Annotated in this window: 17 protein-coding genes; 13 read left to right on the top strand and 4 right to left on the bottom strand. The window is 65.1% G+C overall.

Features of this window, described 5'->3' with window-relative positions:
- Positions 1-86: 86 nt before the first annotated feature.
- Positions 87-758, bottom strand: a complete 672-nt coding sequence (locus C1O66_RS22215; protein WP_102770181.1) for a hypothetical protein — start codon at positions 756-758, stop codon at positions 87-89.
- A 221-nt stretch (positions 759-979) separates the two neighbouring features.
- The gene (locus C1O66_RS22210; protein WP_102770440.1) at positions 980-1,252 is read right to left on the bottom strand and encodes a hypothetical protein; all 273 of its coding nucleotides are present in this window, start codon (positions 1,250-1,252) and stop codon (positions 980-982) included.
- Positions 1,253-1,441: 189 nt separating this feature from the next.
- Between C1O66_RS22210 and C1O66_RS22205 the strand changes: the two genes are divergently transcribed.
- The 6 genes from C1O66_RS22205 (at position 1,442) to C1O66_RS22180 (ending at position 9,686) form a co-directional block, all read left to right on the top strand.
- Positions 1,442-2,005 (top strand): YaeQ family protein, encoded by a 564-nt coding sequence (locus tag C1O66_RS22205; RefSeq protein ID WP_102770180.1) that lies wholly within the window; start codon positions 1,442-1,444, stop codon positions 2,003-2,005.
- Positions 2,006-2,116: 111 nt separating this feature from the next.
- Complete coding sequence (locus C1O66_RS22200) at positions 2,117-4,306, top strand: prolyl oligopeptidase family serine peptidase (RefSeq protein ID WP_243392927.1); 2,190 nt, start codon at positions 2,117-2,119, stop codon at positions 4,304-4,306.
- Positions 4,307-4,310: 4 nt separating this feature from the next.
- Positions 4,311-5,186, top strand: a complete 876-nt coding sequence (locus tag C1O66_RS22195) for a DUF924 family protein (RefSeq protein ID WP_102770179.1) — start codon at positions 4,311-4,313, stop codon at positions 5,184-5,186.
- A gap of 168 nt (positions 5,187-5,354) precedes the next feature.
- On the top strand, positions 5,355-6,716 hold the full coding sequence (gene argG / locus C1O66_RS22190; protein ID WP_102770178.1) for an argininosuccinate synthase: 1,362 nt from the start codon (positions 5,355-5,357) through the stop codon (positions 6,714-6,716).
- Between the two features lie 118 nt (positions 6,717-6,834).
- Positions 6,835-7,368, top strand: a complete 534-nt coding sequence (locus C1O66_RS22185; protein WP_243392926.1) for a putative pterin-binding protein — start codon at positions 6,835-6,837, stop codon at positions 7,366-7,368.
- Positions 7,365-9,686 carry an ATP-binding protein gene (locus C1O66_RS22180; protein WP_102770177.1) on the top strand — a complete coding sequence of 774 codons (2,322 nt, stop codon included), beginning with the start codon at positions 7,365-7,367 and terminating at the stop codon, positions 9,684-9,686. Before C1O66_RS22185 ends, C1O66_RS22180 begins: the two co-directional genes overlap by 4 nt.
- A 34-nt stretch (positions 9,687-9,720) precedes the next feature.
- Here C1O66_RS22180 and murB read toward each other — a convergent pair whose 3' ends face one another.
- Complete coding sequence (gene murB, locus C1O66_RS22175; RefSeq protein ID WP_102770437.1) at positions 9,721-10,749, bottom strand: UDP-N-acetylmuramate dehydrogenase; 1,029 nt, start codon at positions 10,747-10,749, stop codon at positions 9,721-9,723.
- A 113-nt stretch (positions 10,750-10,862) separates the two neighbouring features.
- On the opposite strand from murB, the gene C1O66_RS22170 reads away from it, so the two are divergent.
- From C1O66_RS22170 to C1O66_RS22155, 4 genes are all read left to right on the top strand, one after another.
- Positions 10,863-11,357, top strand: a complete 495-nt coding sequence (locus tag C1O66_RS22170) for a YajQ family cyclic di-GMP-binding protein (RefSeq protein ID WP_102770176.1) — start codon at positions 10,863-10,865, stop codon at positions 11,355-11,357.
- The gene (locus C1O66_RS22165; protein ID WP_243392925.1) at positions 11,350-12,006 is read left to right on the top strand and encodes a retropepsin-like aspartic protease family protein; all 657 of its coding nucleotides are present in this window, start codon (positions 11,350-11,352) and stop codon (positions 12,004-12,006) included. Before C1O66_RS22170 ends, C1O66_RS22165 begins: the two co-directional genes overlap by 8 nt.
- Before the next feature lie 141 nt (positions 12,007-12,147).
- Entirely contained in the window at positions 12,148-15,003 is a 2,856-nt protein-coding gene (prsT, locus tag C1O66_RS22160) for an XrtA/PEP-CTERM system TPR-repeat protein PrsT (RefSeq protein ID WP_102770174.1), read from the top strand.
- A gap of 443 nt (positions 15,004-15,446) precedes the next feature.
- Entirely contained in the window at positions 15,447-16,211 is a 765-nt protein-coding gene (locus C1O66_RS22155) for a PEP-CTERM sorting domain-containing protein (protein ID WP_102770173.1), read from the top strand.
- A 146-nt stretch (positions 16,212-16,357) separates the two neighbouring features.
- Here C1O66_RS22155 and C1O66_RS22150 read toward each other — a convergent pair whose 3' ends face one another.
- Positions 16,358-17,377 (bottom strand): isoaspartyl peptidase/L-asparaginase family protein, encoded by a 1,020-nt coding sequence (locus C1O66_RS22150; RefSeq protein ID WP_102770436.1) that lies wholly within the window; start codon positions 17,375-17,377, stop codon positions 16,358-16,360.
- 143 nt (positions 17,378-17,520) lie between these two features.
- On the opposite strand from C1O66_RS22150, the gene C1O66_RS22145 reads away from it, so the two are divergent.
- From C1O66_RS22145 to C1O66_RS22135, 3 genes are all read left to right on the top strand, one after another.
- Entirely contained in the window at positions 17,521-18,321 is an 801-nt protein-coding gene (locus tag C1O66_RS22145; protein WP_102770435.1) for a pseudouridine synthase, read from the top strand.
- Positions 18,322-18,520: 199 nt separating this feature from the next.
- On the top strand, positions 18,521-20,467 hold the full coding sequence (locus tag C1O66_RS22140; RefSeq protein WP_102770172.1) for an ATP-binding protein: 1,947 nt from the start codon (positions 18,521-18,523) through the stop codon (positions 20,465-20,467).
- Between the two features lie 43 nt (positions 20,468-20,510).
- A complete protein-coding gene (locus C1O66_RS22135) occupies positions 20,511-21,533 on the top strand; it encodes a bifunctional riboflavin kinase/FAD synthetase (protein ID WP_102770171.1) in 1,023 nt (340 codons plus the stop codon).
- Positions 21,534-21,582 lie beyond the last annotated feature (49 nt).

Genomic DNA, 21,582 nt, shown 5'->3' with positions numbered 1-21,582 from the left:
CGCGCTCGCCAGAAAACACAAAGGCGCCAAGCCGTTGGGCCTGGCGCCTCGGGCGCAGGGTGAGCGAACTCAACCCAAGACCGCCATCACTTGCCGGCCGCAGCCCGCTCCTTTTTGATGGCTTTCTCGTCTTCTTCGTCGTAGGACTTGTTACCGCACTCCTGCTTCCAGGTATCGACCTTGTCCAGGTGCGCTTCCTGGCGCTCTTCCAGCGCCTTGAAACTGGCGTTCAGCGCATCGACCTTGGTGCCGAAGGCCTTGCGGGCCTCGTTGCTCTTGGCGTTGTTTTCGTTGATGCCGGTCACGCGGGCGTCAAAGGCTTTGGCGCGCTCCTGATAGGCCTTGTTGCGAGCCTCCAGGACCTCACGATCCGGGCGAGGATCCTTGCTCTCAGCATAGGCCTTGATGTTCTCGAATTCCTTCAGGATGGCTTCGCGCTCGGCCTTCATTTCCGACAGGGCCACGCCGGCGGCTTCGTCGGCCTTTTGCAGCGCATCACGCTCGGCCTTGAGGGCTGCAGCGGTTTCCTTGTAAGTGTTCTGGTCGGCCTTCACCGCCTCGGCTTCGACGTTGTTGGCATCGCTCAGGTCCATGCACTTGCGCAGCTCATCGCGGCTGAGCAGCTTGACCTTGGGCTTCTCCACCACGGGGCGGCTGACCTTGTTGTTCTTGGGGTCGACCTTGGCACCGGGGTTGGCGGTCTGCGCGAAGGCGGGCATCAGGGCCACAGCGGCCAGGGAGATGATGAAACGTTTCATGGCAATGTCTCTTTTTCGATGGCGGGACAGCCGCCAGGCCCGATGAGCGACCCTGGCGCATGCAACAAAGCAAAGAAGGAACAGAAAAAAGTAAGAGAAAACAGGAACGATGTGGTGCGACAGGCGCAGCCCAACACACGACGGCGGCCATCATGCCATGGCTGCGCATGGCCGGGGATCAGGCCGGGTACGGACGCCGCCCCGGGCATCCGCTCCAGGCTTCAAGCCAGCGATTTCTGCAGCAGCTCGGCCACCAGGCCGTTGATGCCGCCCTCGTGGCTGGCCGCGCGTTCGCGCAGCTGCTGGGTCAGGGCAGCGGGCAGCTTGCAGGCAAAAGGCACCAGGCCGGCGGCCGCGTCGAGGCGACGTTGCTCCTTGCGGTCGGGCAGCTGGGCGGCCTGCTTGCCGAAGCGACCGGGGATCGCGGCACCGCGCATCTGGCTGTCCAGTTTGATGCCGGCAAGGCGGTCGAGGTCGGTCTTCTTCATGCTCATGGCAAGGCTTTCGCGGCGCGACAAGGCGCCGACAGTGGAGGAGAAGCGGCCGATTGTCCCCCATGCCCTGGCCTGGGCGGCCGAGCTCCGGCGCGGGACGCCGGGGCGAGCCCCGATAATGCGCGATTGCCCCGAGCCCGCCTCGCGCCTCGGGCTGCCTCTTCCTCAGCAGAAAGCACCGCGCCCGCCATGGCCCTCAAAGCGACCATCCACAAAGCCCAGCTGCAGATCGCCGACATGGACCGCCATGTCTACGGCGAACACAACCTGACGATCGCGCGCCAGCCCTCGGAAACCGACGAACGCATGATGGTCCGCATCCTGGCCTTCGCGCTCAATGCGCCGGCCGATGATTTGCGCGGCAAGCTGGAGCTGAGCAAGGGCCTGGCCGACGCCGAAGAGCCCGAACTCTGGCAGCGCGACCTGACCGGCGACATCCTGCACTGGATCGACCTCGGCCAGCCCGACGACCGCCGCCTGCTCAAGGCCCACGGCCGGGCGGAGAAGGTGTCGGTCTACGGCTATGCCTACAGCACGCCGATCTGGTGGGCGGGCATCGAATCCAAGCTGCAGCGCTGCCCGCGCCTGGCGGTCTGGCAGATCCCGGCCGAGCAATCGCAGGCACTGGCCGCTCTGGCCCAGCGCAGCATGCAGCTGCAGGTGACGGTGCAGGACGGCGGCATTTACGTCTCCACCGCCGAGAGCTCGGTCGAGATCAATCCTATCGCGCTGAAGCGGCCGGCCGACGAGTGAGTGAGTGGGAGCTGGAAGCCGCGGGCCACCGCTGCGGTCTTGCGATCCGCTATTCGCACATTCCAACAAGCCGCTGCGGCGCGCCGCGTCGCTGCACCTAGGATGCTCGCCATGAACTCAAGCCCCCAAACCCAGTTGCGCCGGCACGCCTTCGGCGCCCGCGCCCTGTCCCTGGCCCTGTTCGGACTGATGACCATGACCACCAGCGCCCCTGCCTTGAGCCAGACACCCGGCCAGACGCCCGGCCAAACACCCGAAGCAGCCAGCATCGACCCGCGCCAATGGCTGGAAGAGGTGCAAGGCGAACGTGCCCTGGCCTGGGTCAAGGAACGCAACCAGCTCACCCTCGCTGAGCTGCAGGCCCGCCCCGAGTACCCGGGCCTGCGCCGCGAGATGCTGGACTTGCTCAATGCCAGCGATCGCATCCCGCAGATCAGCCGCAAGGGCGCCTGGGTCTACAACCTCTGGCAAGACCAGAACCACAAGCGCGGCCTGTGGCGCCGCAGCAGCCTGGGCGAGTACAAAAAAGCCAGCCCCGCCTGGGAAACCGTGCTGGACCTGGACGCACTTGGCGCCGCCGAGAACGAAAGCTGGGTCTTCGCTGGCGCCCATTGCCTGGCGCCCGAGTACCGCCGCTGCCTGATCTCGCTCTCGCGCGGCGGCTCGGACGCCCATGTGGTCCGTGAGTTCGACACCGTCAGCAAGCAGTTCGTCTCAGGCGGCTTCGTCCTGCCCGAGGCCAAGAGCGAGGTCAGCTGGATCGATGCCGACCACCTTTATGTGGCCAGCGATTTCGGCCCCGGCAGCCTGACCGACTCGGGCTACCCGCGGGTGATCAAGCGCTGGCAGCGCGGTACACCGCTGGCCCAGGCCCGCACGGTGTTCGAGGGCCAGGCCCAAGATGTGGCGGTGTCGGTGCTGGTGGACCGCACGCCCGGCCATGAGCGCACCGTGTTCAGCCGCGCGCTGGATTTCTACAACCAGCGCTATTTCCTGCTGCAGGGCGACAAGCTCCGGGCTCTGGACGTGCCCAGCGATGTGCAGCTGAGCTTCTGGGGCGCCCGCGTGCTGCTGCAGCCGCGCAAAGACTGGCGCGTCGGCGGCGTGCGGCATGCCGCCGGCAGCTTGCTGAGCGCGCCGGCGGCCGCCTTCATCCGCGGCGAGCGCAAGTTCAGCACCTTGTTCAAACCCAGCGCCACCCGCTCGCTGGACAGCTTCATCACCACCCGCCAGCACCTGGTGCTCAATATCAACGACCAGGTGGCGAGCAAGCTGGAAGAGTGGCAGTTCGCGCCCGGTCGCCCGGCCCGCCATCGCCGGATCCAGGCGCCCTTCCCCGGCACCCTGCATCTGCAGGCCCTGCATGACAGCGAGCTGGCCCAGGATGAGCTGGCCGAGCACTACCTGGTCAATTACGCGGACTTTCTGACCCCCGACAGCCTCTTCCTCGCCCGCGCCAGCAGCGACGCGCGCGAGCTGCTGAAGGCTCGCGCGGCCAAGTTCGAGGCCCGCGGCCTCAAGGCCGAGCAACACTTCGCCACCAGCAAGGACGGCACCCGCGTGCCCTACTTCGTGGTGCGGCCGGAAGGTGTTGCCCTGGATGGCCAGAACCCCACCCTGCTCTACGGCTACGGCGGCTTTGAGGCGTCCATGCAGCCCTTCTACTCGGGCGGCTTCGGCCGCGCCTGGTACAGCCGCGGCGGCGTGTTCGTGCTGGCCAATATCCGTGGCGGCGGCGAGTTCGGCCCGGCCTGGCACCAGTCGGCCGTCAAGGCCAACAAGCAGCGCAGCTACGACGATTTCATCGCCGTGGCCGAAGACCTGATCGCCCGCAAGATCAGCTCGCCCCGGCATCTGGGCATCATGGGCGGCAGCAATGGCGGCCTGCTGGTCGGCGCCACCTTCGTGCAGCGCCCCGATCTGTTCAATGCCGTGGTCTGCCAGGTGCCCCTGCTGGACATGCGCCGCTACCACCAGCTGCTGGCCGGCGCCTCCTGGATGGCCGAGTACGGCGACCCGGACCGCGCCGAGGAGTGGAGCTTCATCTCCAAATACAGCCCTTACCAGAACGTCAAGCCCGGCGTGAAATACCCCAAGGTGCTGTTCACCACCTCAACCCGCGACGACCGCGTCCACCCCGGCCACGCCCGCAAGATGGCCGCGCTGATGCTGGAGCAAGGCCACCCGCTCTACTACTTCGAGAACACCGAGGGCGGCCACGGCGGCGCGGCCGACAACGAGCAGCGGGCCACCCTGCAAGCGCTGGAATACAGCTACCTCTGGCAACAACTGGGACGCTGAAGTCATGAGCAGCCTCGACATCCAACACCACAGCGAGAGCGGCGCCGGCGGCGCGATTCAAGGCCGTTTTTGGGCCCGGGTCGACGGCCAGCAGATCGAGCTGGACTACCAGCTCAGCGGCCGCGACCTGGTCTTCACCCACACCGGCACCGCGCCCGCCCTGCAAGGCCGCGGCCTGGCCGGCCAGCTGGTGGCACATGGCCTGCGCTGGGCGGCCAGTCTGGACTTGCCCCTGCTGCCCGGCTGCAGCTATGTCGAGGCCTATCTGCAGCGCCACCCACTGTGGCTGCGCCTGCGCCTTCCGGCGGAGGCCCAGGCGGTGCTCAACTACTGGTTCGGCACGCTGGGCAGCGCTGAGGATGGCCAGGTGCGCCCGCTCTGGTTCACCAAGAGCGCGGCCACCGATGAAGAGATCCGCAGCCGTTTTGGCGCCCTGGTCGAACAGGCCATGCAGCAAGGCCTGAGCCATTGGGGCGACAGCGCGCAAGCGCGTATGGCGCGCATCCTGCTGCTGGACCAGTTCACCCGCAACATCTACCGCGACAGCGCCCGAGCTTTCGCAGGCGACCCGCTGGCGCTGCAGCTGGCCCTGGGCCTGATGGACCTGCCGCCAGCCCGTGAGCTGTCCACCCTGCAGCGCTGGTTCATGCTCATGCCGCTCGAACATGCCGAAGATATAAGCCTGCAAAACCGCTGCGTGCAGGCCTTCGAAGCCCTGGCTGCCGAAGACCCACGCCTGGCCGGCGCGGCCGACTACGCCCACCGCCACCAGCAGGTGATCGCGCAGTTCGGCCGTTTTCCTCATCGCAATGCCCTGCTGGGCCGGGCCTCCACCGAGGCCGAACAGCAGTACCTCGCCCAACCGGGCGCCGGCTTTTGATCCCTGGCGGCGCCATGCCTTGTCAGCCCGGCGCGACGCTGCGCCGGGCCGGGCGTGAAAATTGACAGAAAATGCAGGCCGTCTGTTCTTTGCGCCCTTTGTTGTCCACCTGCTGAGCCTGGCTCCCGACCGCTTCGCTCGAAGCCACTCAGCCCCCTCGAGTTCCACATGTCCAGCATTCTTCAGAACATCCCCGTCGGCCAGAAGGTCGGTATCGCTTTCTCCGGTGGCCTGGACACCAGCGCCGCCCTGCACTGGATGCGCAACAAGGGCGCCATCCCCTACGCCTACACCGCCAATCTGGGCCAGCCCGACGAGCCGGACTACGACGAGATTCCGCGCAAGGCCATGCAGTACGGCGCCGAGAAAGCCGTGCTGGTGGACTGCCGCGCCCAGCTGGTGCACGAGGGCATTGCCGCCTTGCAGGCCGGCGCCTTCCACATCAGCACCGCCGGTGTGACCTACTTCAACACCACGCCCATCGGCCGCGCCGTGACCGGCACCATGCTGGTGGCGGCCATGAAGGAAGACGACGTCAACATTTGGGGTGACGGCTCGACCTTCAAGGGCAATGACATCGAGCGCTTCTACCGCTACGGCCTGCTGACCAACCCTGCCCTGAAGATCTACAAACCCTGGCTGGACCAGGCCTTCATCGACGAGCTGGGCGGCCGCGCCGAGATGTCGGCCTTCATGAGCAAGGCCGGCTTCGGCTACAAGATGTCGGCCGAGAAAGCCTACTCCACCGACTCCAACCTGCTGGGTGCCACCCACGAGGCCAAGGACCTGGAGCACCTGAACAGCGGCATCCGCATCGTCAACCCCATCATGGGCGTCGCCTTCTGGCGCGATGACGTGGTGGTCAAGGCAGAGGAAGTCACCGTACGCTTTGAAGAAGGCATGCCGGTGGCGCTGAACGGCGTCGAGTACAGCGACCCAGTCGCCCTGCTGCTGGAAGCCAATCGCATCGGCGGCCGCCATGGCCTGGGCATGAGCGACCAGATCGAGAACCGCATCATCGAAGCCAAGAGCCGCGGCATCTACGAAGCCCCGGGCCTGGCCCTCTTGCACATCGCTTACGAGCGCCTGGTCACCGGCATCCACAACGAAGACACCATCGAGCAGTACCGCATGAACGGCCTCAAGCTGGGCCGCCTGCTCTACCAAGGCCGCTGGTTCGACCCGCAAGCCATCATGCTGCGCGAAACCGCCCAGCGCTGGGTGGCCCGCGCCGTGACCGGCGAGGTGGCGATCGAGCTGCGCCGCGGCAATGACTACTCGCTGCTGGACACCAAGAGCCCCAACCTGACCTACAAGCCCGAGCGCCTGTCCATGGAAAAGGTCGAGGACGCGCCCTTCTCGCCGGCGGACCGCATCGGCCAGCTGACCATGCGCAATCTGGACATCGTCGACACCCGCGCCAAGCTGATGACCTACACCCAGGCCGGCTTGCTGACCCCGGGCCACAGCGGCAATCTGCCGCAACTGCAACAGGCCAAGACCGAAGGCGGCGACAGCAGCGGCCGCTGAAACGCAAGCTGACCCTGCGCTCCCGGACCCGATGATGATGCGTGCGCGCACCTTGCTGGCTTCGCCCTGCCCGGCTTTCTCGGCACAACGCCGGGCTCATGGTTTGAGGTGCCTGGGCTTGTGGCGACTGCTTGGCGCCCTGGGCCTGCTCATGGCCAGTCTGGCTGCCTCGGGTCAGCCAGCGCCACCGGTGGCCAAGCCTGCCAGTGCCGTGGACAGCAAGCCGGCCGCCAAGGCGCCGGTGCTGCTGACCGTCAGCGGCGCACTCAAGGCCGGGCCCGGCAAGACGGTGCAGCTGGACCTGGCCCAGCTCAGCGCCCTGCCCCAGCAACAGCTGCACACGCAAACGCCCTGGTACCCGGCACCGCGCACCTTCAGCGGCCCGCTGCTGCAAGATGTGTTGAACCTCGCGGGGGCGCAGGGCCAGACCCTGGAAGCCCGCGCCATCAATGACTACAAGGTCAACATCCCGGTCAGCGACGCCGCGCGCTTCAAACCGGTGCTGGCCCTGCAGATCGACGGCAAGCCGATCGCGCTGCGGGACAAGGGCCCACTCTTCATCGTCTACCCCTACGACAGCGACCCCCAGCTGCGCAGCAGCGTCTACTACAGCCGCTCCATCTGGCAACTGAAGAGCCTGGAGGTCCGGTGAGCAGCAGCCCCAGCACCCAGAGCGCCGGCCAACGCCGTCGCTGGCGCATCCTCTTGCTGGCCATGGCCGGTTTGCTGGTGCTGGTGCTGGGTTCGGTGGGCGTGCTGCAAGCACGTCAGTTTCTGCTGCTCAATGCCACACGCAGCTACCAGGATGACTACATGATCTGGAGCCTGTTCCAGTTCGAAGTCGAGTCCTTGCGCTTGCGCCTGGCCCTGGAAAATGCCGAGCATCGCTCGGACGAGGTGGACCCCGATCAGGTGGAGCAGCGCTACGAGATTTTTGTCAGCCGCCTGGGGCTGATCGAAGGCGAACACGCCACCCTGGTGCTGCGCGAGCATCCGGACTATCAAAAGACCCTGGACCGCAGCAAGCGCTTTGTCGCCTGGGCCGATGCCCTGCCGCTGAAGGCGGACTGGGTGCGCCGGCAAACCGAACAAGGCCAGGCCGGCCCGGAGCTGCGCGAGGCCTTGGCGCAGTTGCAGTCCCTGTCCGACGCCGTGCGCGAGCTGTCGCTGACCGCCTCGCACCACGTCGCAGCCCAGGTCGATGAACGCAACCAGCTGGTGCGTGAGCAGGCCCGCATGAGCTTGTGGTTGACCGGTTTGCAATGCGCGTTGAGCCTGGGTTTCGCGGCCATGCTGCTGCGCCAGTTCCGCCGCCTCAACCGCTACGGCCAGGATCAGCATGCCCTGGCCGAGCGTCTGCAGCAGGCGCAAATCGAAGCCGAGGCCGGCAGCCGGGCCAAGAGCGTGTTCCTGGCCAATATGAGCCATGAACTGCGCACCCCCATGCACGGCCTGCTGGGCATGCTGGACCTGCTCAAGGACACAGCACTGACGCCGTCTCAGAGAAGCCAGCTGCGCGCTGCGCACGACTCCAGCCGCCATCTGCTGACAGTGCTGAACGACATCCTCGACGTCTCCAAGATGGAGGCCGGTGGCATCCACATCCAGCCCGAGCCGGTCCACCTGCCTCGCCTGCTGCAGGAGCTGGACGAGCTGAGCCGTCCGCAGGCCCTGGCCAAATCGCTGGACTTGCAGCTGCTGGCCGACGCCGATGTGCCCGCCTGGGTCAGCGCCGACCCGACCCGCCTGCGCCAGATCCTGCTCAATCTGCTCAGCAATGCGCTGAAGTTCTCCGAACAGGGCCGGGTGCGCCTGCACCTCAGCCGCCAGGAAGACATGCTGGGCCAGACCCTGCTGAGGTTCGAGGTCAGCGACACCGGCATGGGCATGGACGGCGACACCCAGACCCGCTTGTTCCAGCGCTTCAGCCAGGGCGACACCACGCGCTCGCGCCGCTTTGGCGGCACCGGCCTGGGTCTGGAGATCTCGCGCAACCTGGCCCGCGCCATGGGCGGCGACATCTCCGTCAGCAGCGTGCTGGGCCAGGGCTCGACCTTCACGGTCGACCTGCCCCTGGTCAGCTGCGCCGCACCCAGCAGTGAGCAAGCCAGCACCGTCCAAGACGCACTCGCGGGCGAGCACAAGCCCTTGCGCATCCTGGTCTCAGAAGACCATGCCACCAACCGCGCTTACCTGCAGGCGGTGCTGGAGCGCCTGGGCCACCCGGCCTTCTTCTGCGAGAACGGCCACGAGGCCTTGCACGCCCTGGCCAGCCAGGACTTCGACCTGGTGTTGATGGACCTGCACACACCGGTGATGGATGGCTACGCCGCCACCCGCGCCATGCGCCGCCTACCGGCGCCGAAATGCCATGTGCGCATCATCGCCCTCTCGGCCGATGCCTTTGACGAGTCGCGCCAACGCGCGCTGCAGGCCGGCATGGATGATTTCCTGCCCAAGCCCATCGGCGTGGAAGCCTTGGCGCAGGCCTTGAACCAGCATGCCCAAAGCCTGGCCAGCCAGGCACAGCCCGATCGACCGACCACGGACTCCGCCCCTGAAACGCCGGACACGATGGCAGCAGCCGTGACCCGCGGCGAGGCCGACGAGCCTGGACTCGACCCGCAGGCCCTGGCCGATCTGCGCCAGATGCTGCCGGCCAGCACGGTGCGCCAGCTCTACGCCAGCTATGTGGCCAGCCTGGAGCGCACACGCGCCGATCTGCAAGCCGGCCTGAGCGGCCGCAACCAACGCCAGCTCGGTGAGGCCGCGCATGGGGTCAAAGGAGCGGCGGCGAACCTGGGCTTCCAGTTGGTGGTGCAGCCCGCCTTGCAGCTGGAGCAAAGCGCCAAAGCCTTGCAGCAGGACCAGGGGGCCGTGGACTGGCCTTCAGTCGAAGCGCAGACCCAGCAACTGCTGGCCGCGCTCAGCCGCAGCGAAGCGCTGTGCCGGGAGCAAGATCTGGCCTGACACCCCGGCGCAGCGGCCGCCGGCCGGCCGAAGATCAGAGCAGGACTGGCTCCGGCTCCAGACGAATACCGAAACGGCCGTAGACGCTTTCTTGGATCGCCCGTGCCAGGGTCACCACCTCGGCGCCACGCGCCTCGCCGCGGTTGACCAGCACCAGGGCCTGCTTTTCGTACACGGCCGCACCGCCCACCGTCTTGCCCTTCCAACCGCAGGCATCGATCATCCAGCCGGCCGCCAACTTGATGCTGCCATCGGGCATGGGGTAGTGAACGATGCCAGGGTCGCGGCCGATGATGTCGCGGCATTGCTCGGGCGTGACCACCGGGTTCTTGAAAAAACTGCCGGCATTGCCGATCACGGCCGGATCGGGCAGCTTGGCGCGACGGATGGCGCAGACCCAGTCGAAGATCTGGCGTGGCGTCGGGGCGCTGATGCCGGTCTCGGCCATCTTGCGCTCCAGCTCCAGATAGCCCAGCACCGGCTGCCAGGGTTTGGGCAGGCGCAGACGCACCGAGGTGATCACGCTCTTGCCGGCCAGGCCGCCGGGGCCGCTCTGCTTGAACACGCTGTCGCGATAGGCCAGCTGGCAGACCTCGGCCGGCAAACGCACCGGCCGGCCGGTGACCAGGTCCATCACCTCGACACTGTCGAGCCGGTCTTTCATCTCCAGGCCGTAGGCGCCGATGTTCTGCACCGGCGCGGCGCCCACCGTGCCCGGGATCAGGGCCATGTTTTCCAGGCCCGGATAGCCCTGCTCCACGCACCAGCGCACCAGCTCATGCCAAGGCACACCGGCGCCTGCCTCGATAATCCAGGCGTCCGTACGTTCTTCCAGCAGTCGCAAGCCTGGAATCTCCATCTTCAACACCACGGCGTCGAGGTCTTTGGTCAGCACCAGATTGCTGCCGCCGCCGAGCACAAACTTGGGTGCACGGCCCAGCTCCGGGTGGTCCACCACACGGCGCACATCGGCCGCTTCGCGGATGCGCACCAGGCGGCGTGCCGTGGCCGGCAGGCCAAAGGTATTGCAAGACTTGAGATTGACATCGCGCTCCACCCGCAAGGCGGGGGCGGTCAGCTCATTCGGGGGATTTACAGCGGGTTGCGACATGGCAGAATTTTCCCAGATCAAGGCGGACTCTCCCGCCCTCCACCAGAAATAAGAAGCTCATCCATATGCCCAGTTTTGACACCACCCTTGAAGCCGATATGGTCAAGATCCGCAACGGGGTCGACAACAGCATCAAGGAAATCAGCACCCGCTTCGATTTCAAGGGCACGGCTGCCGAAGTCACCCTGAAGGAAAAAGAAAAGGAAATTCACTCGGTGGGCGAGAGTGACTTCCAGCTGGAGCAGATCGAGGCGGTGCTCTACGCCAAGCTGGTCAAGCAAGGCGTGGTCATCAATTTCCTGGACAAGCAGGACAAGGTCGAGAAGCTCGGTGGCGACAAGGTGCGCCAGGTCTACAAGATCAAGAACGGCATTGAGTCCGACCTGGCCAAGAAGATCGTCTCGGCCATCAAGAACAGCAAGATCAAGGTGCAGGCCTCCATCCAGGGCGACACGGTGCGCGTCACCGGCAAGAACCGCGACGACCTGCAAGTGGCCATCAACATGCTCAAGAAAGAGATGGCCGATGTTCCGCTCGACTACGGGAATTTCCGTGATTAAGAGCTCATGTGCGGGCTTGGGGCTGCTGCTGACGGCAACGCTGAGCTTGAACGCTCAGGCCCAGGTGGTCAGCTTCAACGGCAGCTTGGGTGCCAAATCGGCCCTGCTGCTGATTGATGGCGAGCCTCGCACCGTTCCCGTGGGCGAAACCGTGCGGGGCGTGAAGCTGCTGTCACTGGCCGACGCCCAAGCCGTGGTCGAGATCAAGGGGCGCCGCGTCAACCTCGTCCTCGGAGCCTCGCCGGGCCGGGTCGGTGACGGCGCCGCAGCGGCAAACACCGGCCGCAAGATCGTGCTGTCGTCAGGCCATGGCGGCCACTTCACCACGGTTGGCAATATCAATGGCCACTCGACCCAGTTCCTGGTCGACACCGGCGCCACCGCCATCTCCATCAGTCAGTCCGAAGCCGAACGCATGGGCCTGCGCTACCGCGAGGGCCGACGCACCATGACGCAAACCGCAAACGGCATCATTCCGGCCTACGCGCTGATGCTGGATACCGTGCGCATTGGCGACGTCGAGGTGCGAGGCATTGAAGCCATCGTCGTGCCCAGCCAGATGAGCCATGTGCTGCTGGGCAACAGCTTTCTGACCCGCTTCCAGATGAAACGGGACAATGACGTGCTGACGCTGGACCTGCGCTACTGATGCCGCAGGCGTTTGCGCTCAAAATGGCCGTCAGGTCTGCACGCTCGACCCACGGCATGTGGCACGAAGAGCGCACCCGAAACACCTCTCTCCCGGTATAAATTCCGCCCGCCTCGACAGGCGCTTGACGATACTTCGCCCATGCGATCCAAACACCAGCCCACTCCTTCGTCTTCGCCCTCTTCGACCCCGTCCCTGGCTCCACGTCTGCTTCGCCCTCTGGTGCTGGGCCTGCTGCTCTTGAGCGGCTCCCCCTGGAGCCTGGCGGCGGCCGACAAGGCCTCGACCTATTACGAAGACGGCCTGCGTCGATTCGAGCGAGGCGATCTGCCGGGTGCCATCATCCAGCTGAAGAACTCCATCCAGGAGGACCAGAAGATGCTGGCGGCGCACCTGCTGCTGGGCAAGGTGTTGCTGGGCCAGGGCGAGTTGAAGGCTGCTGAAGCGGCGCTGGAAGAAGCGCTGAAGCAAGGCGTCAGCCGCAGCGAGGTGGCGATCCCGCTGGCACAAATCTATCTGCTGCTGGGTGATCGCAAGAAGCTGATCGACCAGATCACCACCAGTGGCCTGCCCACCCAAGCTCAGGCCGAGGTCCTGACCTTGCGAGGTTCGGCCTATGCCATGTCAGGCAATGTCACCCAGGCTGCCAAGAGCTTCGCCGAGGCCAAGGCCTTGAATCCCCGCTCGGGCAGCCCCTGGACAGCCGAGGCACCCATGCTGCTGCGCCTGGGCGAGCGAGACAAGGCCAGGGCCTCGGCGCTCAAGGGCACCGAGCTGTCGCCCAACGAAGCGGGCGCCTGGTACACCCTGGGCACGATCTTGCAAGGTCAGCAAGACCTGAAGGGCGCCCTGGCGGCCCAAGAACGCGCCCTCAAGATCAATCCCAAGCAGGTCGACGCCCGCGTGGCACGTGCTTCCCTACTGATCGGCCTGAATCAGGAGGCCGAGGCCAGCAAGGACCTGGCCCAACTGGTGGAATGGGAGCTGGAAGACCCACGCGCCTCATTTCTGCGCGGCTTTCTGGCCAACCGCAAAGGCGACCTTGCCACCGCCAAGACCGCCTTCGCCAATGCGGTGGACCTGATCGACGCCATTTCCCCTGAAGTTCTGGCGGGCAACGACCCTTTGCTGCTGGCCGGAGCAATGTCGCACCGTGCACTGGGCAACCCGGAGAAGGCGCGCGGCTATCTCGACATCCTCCTGGGCTTGAACAGCAAGAACTACGCCGCGCAGGTGATGCTGGCATCCATCCTGGTCGACACCCGCGACTACGGGCGGGCCATGGTTTTGCTGGAAGCCGCACAGCGCATCAATCCGGAAGACCCGCAGGTCTTGTTCCTGCTGGGCACGGTGAACATGGCTCGCAAGCGCTATGTCCAGGCGAGTGAGTTTTTCGAGAAGTCGGCCGCCCGCAGCGGCTCGGCCTCGGCCATCCGCGAGCTGGGCTTCAGCCAGTTGAGCCTGGGCCAGGACAAATTGGGCCTGGCCAATCTGGAGAAAGCCTTCGCCGCCACACCGGGCGATGGCCGCGCTGGCATTCAGTTGGCCAACGTCTACCTCAACCAAGGCCAGACCGCCAAGGCCTTGCAGACCGCCCAAGCCATCGTCAAGCGCGAGCCCGACAACCTGACCATGCTCAACTTCCTGGGCAATATCAAAGGCAGGGCCGGTGACAAAAAGGGCGCTCGCGACACCTTCCAGCAGTTGCTGCAGAAAGACCCGAACTTCCGCCCGGCGGCCGTCAATCTGTCCTGGCTGGACATGGAAGAAAGCAAGTTCGATCCGGCGCGCAAACGACTGGAGAAGCTGCTGGAAGGCGGCAACAAGGATGATGCCGAGTTGCTCCACCAGCTGGCGATCCTCGAGCTGCGCGCCAAGCGCCCCAATGAAGCGATCGCCCATCTGCGGCATGCCCACGAGGTGCAGCGCGTTGACGCGCGCCCGGGCTTGATGCTGGTGGAGCTTTACATGGAACAACGCCAGGCAGATCTTGCTCTGCCCCTGGCCAAGAGTCTGGCCGCCAACTATTCCGGCAAGCTTCCCGCCTTGCTGTCGCTGGCACGTGTCTACCTGGCCTTGAACGACGGCAGCAACGCACGCCAGGTGCTGCAAGAGGCCACCCGCGTGGCGGACTTTGATGCACAGGAGCAAGTCAAGATTGGACGCATGCAACTGGCTGCAGGCAATGTCGATGGGGCCACTTACAACGTGCAAAAGGCATTGCAGTCGCAGGCGGGCGACCTCGGCGCCCTGCTCTTGCAGGTCGAGGTGGAAGCTCGCCGCGGCGATCCCGCCAAGGTGGATGCCGCCTTGAAGACGTTGAACAACACCCACCCAGGCAAAGTGCAAACAACGCTGGTTGGCGCCCATGTGGCCATGTCGCGTGGTCAATTTCCTGCCGCTCAAGCTGGCTACCGCACCGTGTTCGAGAAAGAACCGAGTACGGCCAATGCGATTTTGCTGGCGCGCGCCATGGTGGCCGCAGGTGAGCTGGACAAGGCCCTGCTCATGCTGGAGGGCTGGGCCCGCAAAGCGCCCAATGACATCACCGCCCTGAAGGCCGTCGCGGGCGTGCAAATGCAAGCGGGCCGAAATGAAGCAGCGAAAAAGAACTACCAACAGATTCTGGCCTTGCAGCCAGGAGACATCGGCATTCAACTCAATTACGCCCAACTCCTGCACCGCATGGGCGACGCTGGAGCCGTCGCTGCAGCCGAGAAGGCCTTGAAGCAGGCGCCCGGCAACGCGGATGCAGCCGATACCTTGGGCTGGATCTTGGTGCAGCGCGGCAATATCGAGGGCGGCCTGCGTCATTTGCGTGAGGCTCGCCTGCGCAGCCCCGGCAATAGCGAAATCCGCTTTCACCTGGCCTTCGCCTTGGCCAAGCTGAACCGCAAAGCAGAAGCCAAGGAAGAACTGAGCGCTGCGCTCAACGCCCAACCCAAGCTGCCGATGACGCAGGAGGTCAGCCGTTTGAAACTGGAACTCGGTCTGTGATCACGGCTCCAGTCTTGCGCCCTGACGCCAATACGGCAAATCAAGCCCAGAATATGTAAGCCAAAAGGCCTATTCGAATATCCAAACCAAGGCCAATTGACCGAGACATTACTCACGCCCCTCGATATCGGGGGTTCTCTTGCTACGGATTGAGCAGGCAGAATCCAGGCATGAAATTGGTATTGAGTATTTGCTTGGGTAATTGGCTGCAACTGTGAATTTTTTACAGCCCCTCAACACCCCCCGGTTCGCGGGATTGTTGGAAGCCAAGGGCCGAGTAGGATGCAATCCAAGATTTCCGTAACACCATCTACGCCGACAGGGTCCACACCATGAACTACGCTGCCACAGCGACAACTACCACCGGTCGATTTGCGTCTTTTGCCGCAACGGCTCTGTTCGTGGTAGCCGCTGGCTCCGCTTACGCTCAAGGCGCGACGACCGTGACCAAGGCGACTGGCTCCGGCTCTTCGCTGATCGAAACCCACTCGCTGGTGTTCGGCAACACCAGTGCCCGCGACACCGGTCTGGGCGCTTGGAAGGTCAATGAAGGCACAAGCAATGCACTGGGCGCCAACAGCTTCTGGGTTTACTGCCTGGACCCGCTGAACAACTACCTCTCGCCGGACACTTATGACAAGGTGTCGCTGAACAACTTCGTCAATGGCTACCAGGCCACGCCCGGCGGCGCAACCATGGGCTACGCCTCGATCTTTGCGGGCGCCAACTACCAGGCGACAGGCATCAAGGGCATGTACGACGACTCGACCACGACGACCAGCCGCGTCCTGGCCGACTTGACCAACCTGTTCGAGCACGCCTACTCTGACAGCCTGACTTCATCAACCAAATCGGCCGCCTTCCAGTTCGCCATCTGGGAAATCCTGGGCGACGGCGCCGGCAAGAGCTCCGACAAGAAATACTACAGCGCCGCCTACACCAACAGCGGCCTGGACGTGAACGAGACCGGTACATCGTTCAAGAACCAAGTGGACGTTTACCTGGCAGGTCTGAATGGCACCTGGGCTGCCGGCCTGACTGGCACAACGAACTACACCTTCTCCGTCTACAACCCGAACCCGAGCGGCTCGGGCCAGGCCCTGATCCGCGCAACCGCACGTGCCGTGCCGGAGCCTGGTTCACTGGCACTGGTCAGCTTGGCTGTGTTCGGCGTGGTTTACACCCGCCGCCAAAGCAAGAAGCACTGATGCAAAGGGCTGGGCCATCCAGCCCGACCATCAACAATAAGAAGCGGCCACGGGCCGCTTTTTTCATGTCTTTGTCGAATCTCAGACAAGCAGTCATTAAGTGCGCAAAGGAGCAAATCAGCCTGCGTGCCGATGCCTCAGCACAACTACTCTGAGCGATAGACCGCCACCACGGGCTCGCCAGCAGCCACCCGCGCATAACCCCGATACATTCCCTCGGAGTTGAATGGCAGACATACCTCGCCTCGGGCAGAGACTGCAATCAATCCACCTGCATCCGGCGGAAGCTTTTGCATCACCACACGCTCACAAGCCTCGGCCAATGACAGACTGGCATATTCCATCAGTGCCGACACATCATGTGCGGCGCAAGCACGAATGAACAGCTCACCCGTGCCCGTACATGACACGGCCACAGTGGCGTCGTTGGCGTAGGTTCCGGCTCCCACGAGTGGCGTATCCCCGACTCGACCGACCTGCTTGTTGGTCATGCCACCCGTAGAAGTGGCGGCCGCCAGATGGTCGGCCGCATCCAGGGCGACAGCGCCGACCGTACCAAACTTGGTCAGCTCATCAATTGGGCCCGACACCCGAGCATCGCCCCGCAGCGATAACACATCCCGAGCCAGCAACTCTTGACCATCGTGATCGCGCAGCACGCCAGCCTGCAGTTGCCGCGCACGCCGAAGCTGCTCCAGGCGATGCGGCGTACCAAACCAACTGGGCTCCACCTGTTCCAAGCCATGGCGTGCGGCGAACTCATCGGCTGCCGCGCCGACAAACAGCAGATGAGCGCTGTGCTCCATCACCGCTCGAGCCGCAAGAATCGGGTTGCGCGTGCGGCTGACCCCAGCCACTGCGCCTGCACGACAGCCATGCCCATCCATCACGCAGGCGTCAAGCTCATGGGTGCCAGCCGCCGTGTAAACCGCGCCCTTGCCAGCATTGAACAGCTCACACTCTTCGAGCTGCCTAACCGCCTCCACCACCACATCAACTGAGCTTGCGCCTGCGGCGAGCTGCGCCTGACCGGCGCGCAGAATGCCTGCCAAGGCAGCGCGATACCGAGCCTCTTGCTCGGCACTCATGGCGCCCCTCGTCAAGGTACCAGCGCCACCATGGATGGCCAGGACAGGAGCAGGACGAGAAGTGGTTGTATCGGTCATTTTGAGGTCCATGGCGAGCGAAGTATTGCGGCAGCGAGGATCACCTCGGACTTGGCGCTTGTGGATCATAGGCAAGCATCAGCGCCCCTTCAGCGCCCGCGTGCGAACAGCGCAGCGGGCTCATGGACAATAGCGATATGAAAATGCGCCTCTCCAACATCCTGTTCTCGCAAGGCTTCGGCACCCGCCGCCTCTGCGCCGGTCTGATCTACAACGGCGAGGTTCGCATTGCCGGCGAAGAGGCAGACGATCCGGATGCCGAATACGAAACCGAGGGCTTCAGCTTTGAGGTCAGTGGCAAGACCTGGCCCTTTTACGAAAAGGCGCTGATCCTGCTGAACAAACCGGCAGGCTATGAATGCTCGCAAAAGCCCAAGCACCATCCGAGCGTCATGAGCTTGCTGCCGGCGCCGTTGCGCGAGCGCAATGTCCAGCCAGTGGGTCGACTAGACGAAGACACCACCGGTCTGCTGCTGCTCACCGACGACGGCAGCTTGATCCACAAGCTCACCAGCCCCAAGCACCATGTGCCCAAGGTCTACGAGGCGCAGTGCAAGCATCCAGTCACGCCGGAGATGGTGGCTCAGCTTTTGGCCGGCGTGGAGCTGCGCGAACCTGCAGAGTCCAAGCTGCCGGCCGAGCTGGCAGCCCGCCGCGCCAGCGAATCACGCAAGCCCCTAAAACCGAGCAAACCTGTCGCCAGCGAACGCCCGGGCTTCACGCCGGAGATGGTCAAGGCCGAAGGCGCCGAGGCCTTCGGCAGCCACGGCCTGCGCCTGACACTCACCGAAGGCAAGTACCACCAGGTCAAGCGCATGGTGGCAGCCGTCGGCAACCGGGTGGAGAGTCTGCATCGACCCCAGTTCGGCGCGTTGGCCTTGCCCGCCGACCTCAAGCCCGGCGAGTGGCAGTGGGTTCACAGTCCAGCTCTGATCAGCTCCTGATTGCGCTGAGACAAACACCCTAGTGGTTTGCCCTGGAAACTTCATATGACTGTGGTTTTCAAGGGTTGTTCCGGTTCAATTTGTCATCTTTGCCCTGTAGAAACACGCCCGAGAGTGGAGCGATCACAAGCGTGGGCAAGAACCCACGCTGTTGGAGCGGCCTCAGCAAGAGGCGGCCGGACGTCGAGGGGTGAAAGAGATGACAGCAGCGTCGGCCGCATGGGCCGCGAACGGGACGGATGCCGCACAGGCGTCCGAGTTCCCGGCAGACCTGGAAGGCGGCCGCGAAACGCGGCTGAGCCCCGATATTTCCGCCCAGGTTCTGGTCGAGCAAATCCTTGGCTTGTTCGAAGGCACACTGAAGCGCACGCTGCTGGGCCTGGCCTTTTGCCTGCTGCCCGTCTACCTGCTCTGGCCCCATCTGTCTCACGAGCTACTCTTGGGCTGGCTCGGCGCGCGCGCTCTGGTGACGCTCTGGCGCTGTGCGGAAGCCTTGCATTTCCAGCGACATGTGTTGGCGCCCCTTGGCGGTCAACGCCCCCCGCTCCAAACCTTGCTCCCCTGGCGCCGGCGTGCGCTGCAATTGCTGGCCCTTGATGCGCTGAGTTGGGGCGCCATGGGCTGGTTCTTTCACACCCCGCAGGCACCCGAGCTGGAAGGCGTGATGCTGGCCTCCATGGTCGGCCTGAGTGCCATGGGTCTGTTCGTGTTGGGCGGTCGCTTCCAAGCCAATCTGGTGTTCTCTACGCTGGCCCTGGCGCCGTTGATGGCCTACAACCTGAGCCTGGGCACGCAAACAGGCGCCCTGATCGCCTTGGGCCTGGGCTTCTTCCTTTGCATCGCCTTGAGCGAGTCACGCCGCATCGAGCAACGCCACACCGAGCTGCTGCGCCTGCGCTTTGCCAATGCATGGGTGGCCGAACAGCGCCAACAGGCCCTGCAGTCGGCCGAGCACCAAAGCACCAGCAAGAGCCGTTTCGTCGCGGTGATGAGCCACGAAATCCGCACGCCGCTGAACGGCATCCTGGGCATGACCCAGCTGCTGGAGCGCAGCGAACTCAAGCCCGAGCAGCGCGAGCAGATCGACATCGTGCGCCGCTCGGGCCGCCATCTGCTGGCCCTGGTCAACGACATCCTGGATCTGGCCCGCATCGAGTCCGGCAAGCTGGCCGTGGACGCCGGCCCGGTCAGCCTGCGCGAGGTGGTGGACGATGTCTGCCAGCTGCTGGTGCAGACCGCTCGCGACAAAGGTCTGGCCTTCGAGCTGCAGTTCAGCCCCGCCCTGCCCAGCCATGTGCTGGGCGATGCCTCGCGCATCAAGCAAGTGCTGCACAACCTGATCGGCAACGCCATCAAGTTCACCGAGCGCGGCGCCGTGAACGTGGAGGTCAGCTCGACCCTGGACATGCGCGCCGGCACCTTGCTGCGCTTTGCGGTGCGCGACAGCGGCGAAGGCATTGCGGCCGACCAGATGGAGCGCATCTTTGCCCCCTTTGAACAAGCCACCCAGCAAAGCCGCGCGCCGCGCCAGGACGGCAGCGGCCTGGGCCTGACCATCTCGCGCGAGCTGGCCCGCGCCATGGGTGGCGATCTGCGCTGCAGCTCGGTGCCCGGCCAAGGCTCGCTGTTCGAGTTCACCCTGCCCCTGCAAGCCTGCCAGCCCGCGCCTGCGCGCCCCCTTCCTGCCAGCGACTACCGCGCCCTGGGTACCAGCAGCGCCAAGGACCTGGCGCCCCAGCTCAGCGGCCGCGTGCTGCTGGTCGACGACAGCCTGGTCAATGTGCTGGTGGCCTCGTCCATGTTGGAGTGCTGCGGTCTGCAGGTGGACACGGCCGAGAACGGCCTGGAGGCCCTGGACCGGCTGAGCCAGCAGCACTACGACCTGGTGCTGATGGACTGCCAGATGCCACGCATGGATGGCTTCGAGGCCACGCGTCGCTGGCGCAGCCAGGAGCGCCAGAAGTTCCTGGCACCCGTGCCCATCGTCGCCTTGACCGCCAGCGCCGTGAACGGCGACCGCGAGCGCTGCATCCAGTGCGGCATGGACGATTACCTGGTCAAGCCCTTCGAGATGGATGACCTCGTCGCCGTGGTGCAGCGCCATATGCAGGTCGCGCAGCTGAGCCGCTCGGCCGCTCTGGTCTGAAGGCCAAATCCGGTCGCTGCGCCGGCGCACGATAATCGGCGCCATGCAGGTTTTTCGCGGTTTCCATCATCCCGGCATCGCCAGCGCCTGTGCGCTGACGATTGGCAATTTCGACGGCGTCCATCGCGGCCACCAGGCCATGCTGGCCTTGCTCAAGTCCGAGGCCTCACACCGCGGCTTGCCCAGCTGCGTGATGACCTTCGAGCCCCACCCACGCGACTTCTTCGCCCAGCTCGCCGGCAAGCCGGAGCTGGCGCCCGCCCGCATCGCCACCCTGCGCGACAAGCTCAGCGAGCTGGAGCGCTGCGGCATCGACCAGGTCATCGTGCTGCGCTTCGATGCGGCGCTGGCTGCGCTCAGCGCCCAAGCCTTCATCGATCAGGTGCTGATGCAGGGCCTGGGGGCGCGCTACATCCTGGTCGGCGATGACTTCCGCTTCGGCGCCAAGCGCCAGGGCGACTACGCCACGCTGGACGCCGCCGGACGGCAGCGCGGCTTCGACGTCGCCCGCATGATGAGCTACGAGGTGCACGGGCTGCGCGTCAGCAGCTCCGCCGTGCGAGAGGCCCTGGCCGCCGGTGACATGGCAGGTGCGGCGCGCCTGCTCGGTCGGCCCTATGCCATCTCGGGCCATGTCGTTCATGGCCAGAAGCTGGGCCGCAGCCTCGGTGAATCCAGCCCCGGTGCCCTGGACGGCTTTCGCACCCTGAACCTGCGCTTCAGCCATGACAAGCCGGCCGCCCACGGCATCTTCGCCGTGCGCACCCATGGCCTGGCCGCCGAGCCGCTGGACGGCGTGGCCAGCCTGGGTGTGCGACCCACGGTGGAAGACGCCGGTCGCGTGCTGCTCGAAGTGCACTGCTTAGCCTGGCCCGCTCCCCTGGGGCGTGAGGAGGCCTACGGTAAACTCGTGCGCGTGGAACTCCTGCACAAACTTCGCGACGAAGCCCGCTACGACGGGCTCGATGCCTTGACGGCCGCCATCCGGCAGGATGCAGAGCAGGCACGCGCCTTTTTGGCCACCCACGCCGCCTTGCGACGGCAGACCACCCGCGATCGAATTTGATCGGCGCGGGGGCCGGGTGCAGCACACCGGCCTGCCGCAGCCCCTGCGA

The organism is Paucibacter aquatile, assembly GCF_002885975.1.
In the GTDB taxonomy this organism is placed as follows: Bacteria; Pseudomonadota; Gammaproteobacteria; order Burkholderiales; family Burkholderiaceae_C; genus Paucibacter_A; species Paucibacter_A aquatilis.
Note: the sequence above shows the minus strand (reverse complement) of the source record. Positions and strands in the feature narration are given on the sequence as shown.

Coding starts and splice junctions, on each gene's coding strand:
- C1O66_RS22215 (WP_102770181.1), bottom strand. CDS start 758: ATGAAACGTTTCATCATCTCCCTGGCCGCTGTGGCCCTGATGCCCGCC.
- C1O66_RS22210 (WP_102770440.1), bottom strand. CDS start 1,252: ATGAGCATGAAGAAGACCGACCTCGACCGCCTTGCCGGCATCAAACTG.
- C1O66_RS22205 (WP_102770180.1), top strand. CDS start 1,442: ATGGCCCTCAAAGCGACCATCCACAAAGCCCAGCTGCAGATCGCCGAC.
- C1O66_RS22200 (WP_243392927.1), top strand. CDS start 2,117: ATGAACTCAAGCCCCCAAACCCAGTTGCGCCGGCACGCCTTCGGCGCC.
- C1O66_RS22195 (WP_102770179.1), top strand. CDS start 4,311: ATGAGCAGCCTCGACATCCAACACCACAGCGAGAGCGGCGCCGGCGGC.
- argG (WP_102770178.1), top strand. CDS start 5,355: ATGTCCAGCATTCTTCAGAACATCCCCGTCGGCCAGAAGGTCGGTATC.
- C1O66_RS22170 (WP_102770176.1), top strand. CDS start 10,863: ATGCCCAGTTTTGACACCACCCTTGAAGCCGATATGGTCAAGATCCGC.
- prsT (WP_102770174.1), top strand. CDS start 12,148: ATGCGATCCAAACACCAGCCCACTCCTTCGTCTTCGCCCTCTTCGACC.
- C1O66_RS22150 (WP_102770436.1), bottom strand. CDS start 17,377: ATGACCGATACAACCACTTCTCGTCCTGCTCCTGTCCTGGCCATCCAT.
- C1O66_RS22145 (WP_102770435.1), top strand. CDS start 17,521: ATGCGCCTCTCCAACATCCTGTTCTCGCAAGGCTTCGGCACCCGCCGC.
- C1O66_RS22140 (WP_102770172.1), top strand. CDS start 18,521: ATGACAGCAGCGTCGGCCGCATGGGCCGCGAACGGGACGGATGCCGCA.
- C1O66_RS22135 (WP_102770171.1), top strand. CDS start 20,511: ATGCAGGTTTTTCGCGGTTTCCATCATCCCGGCATCGCCAGCGCCTGT.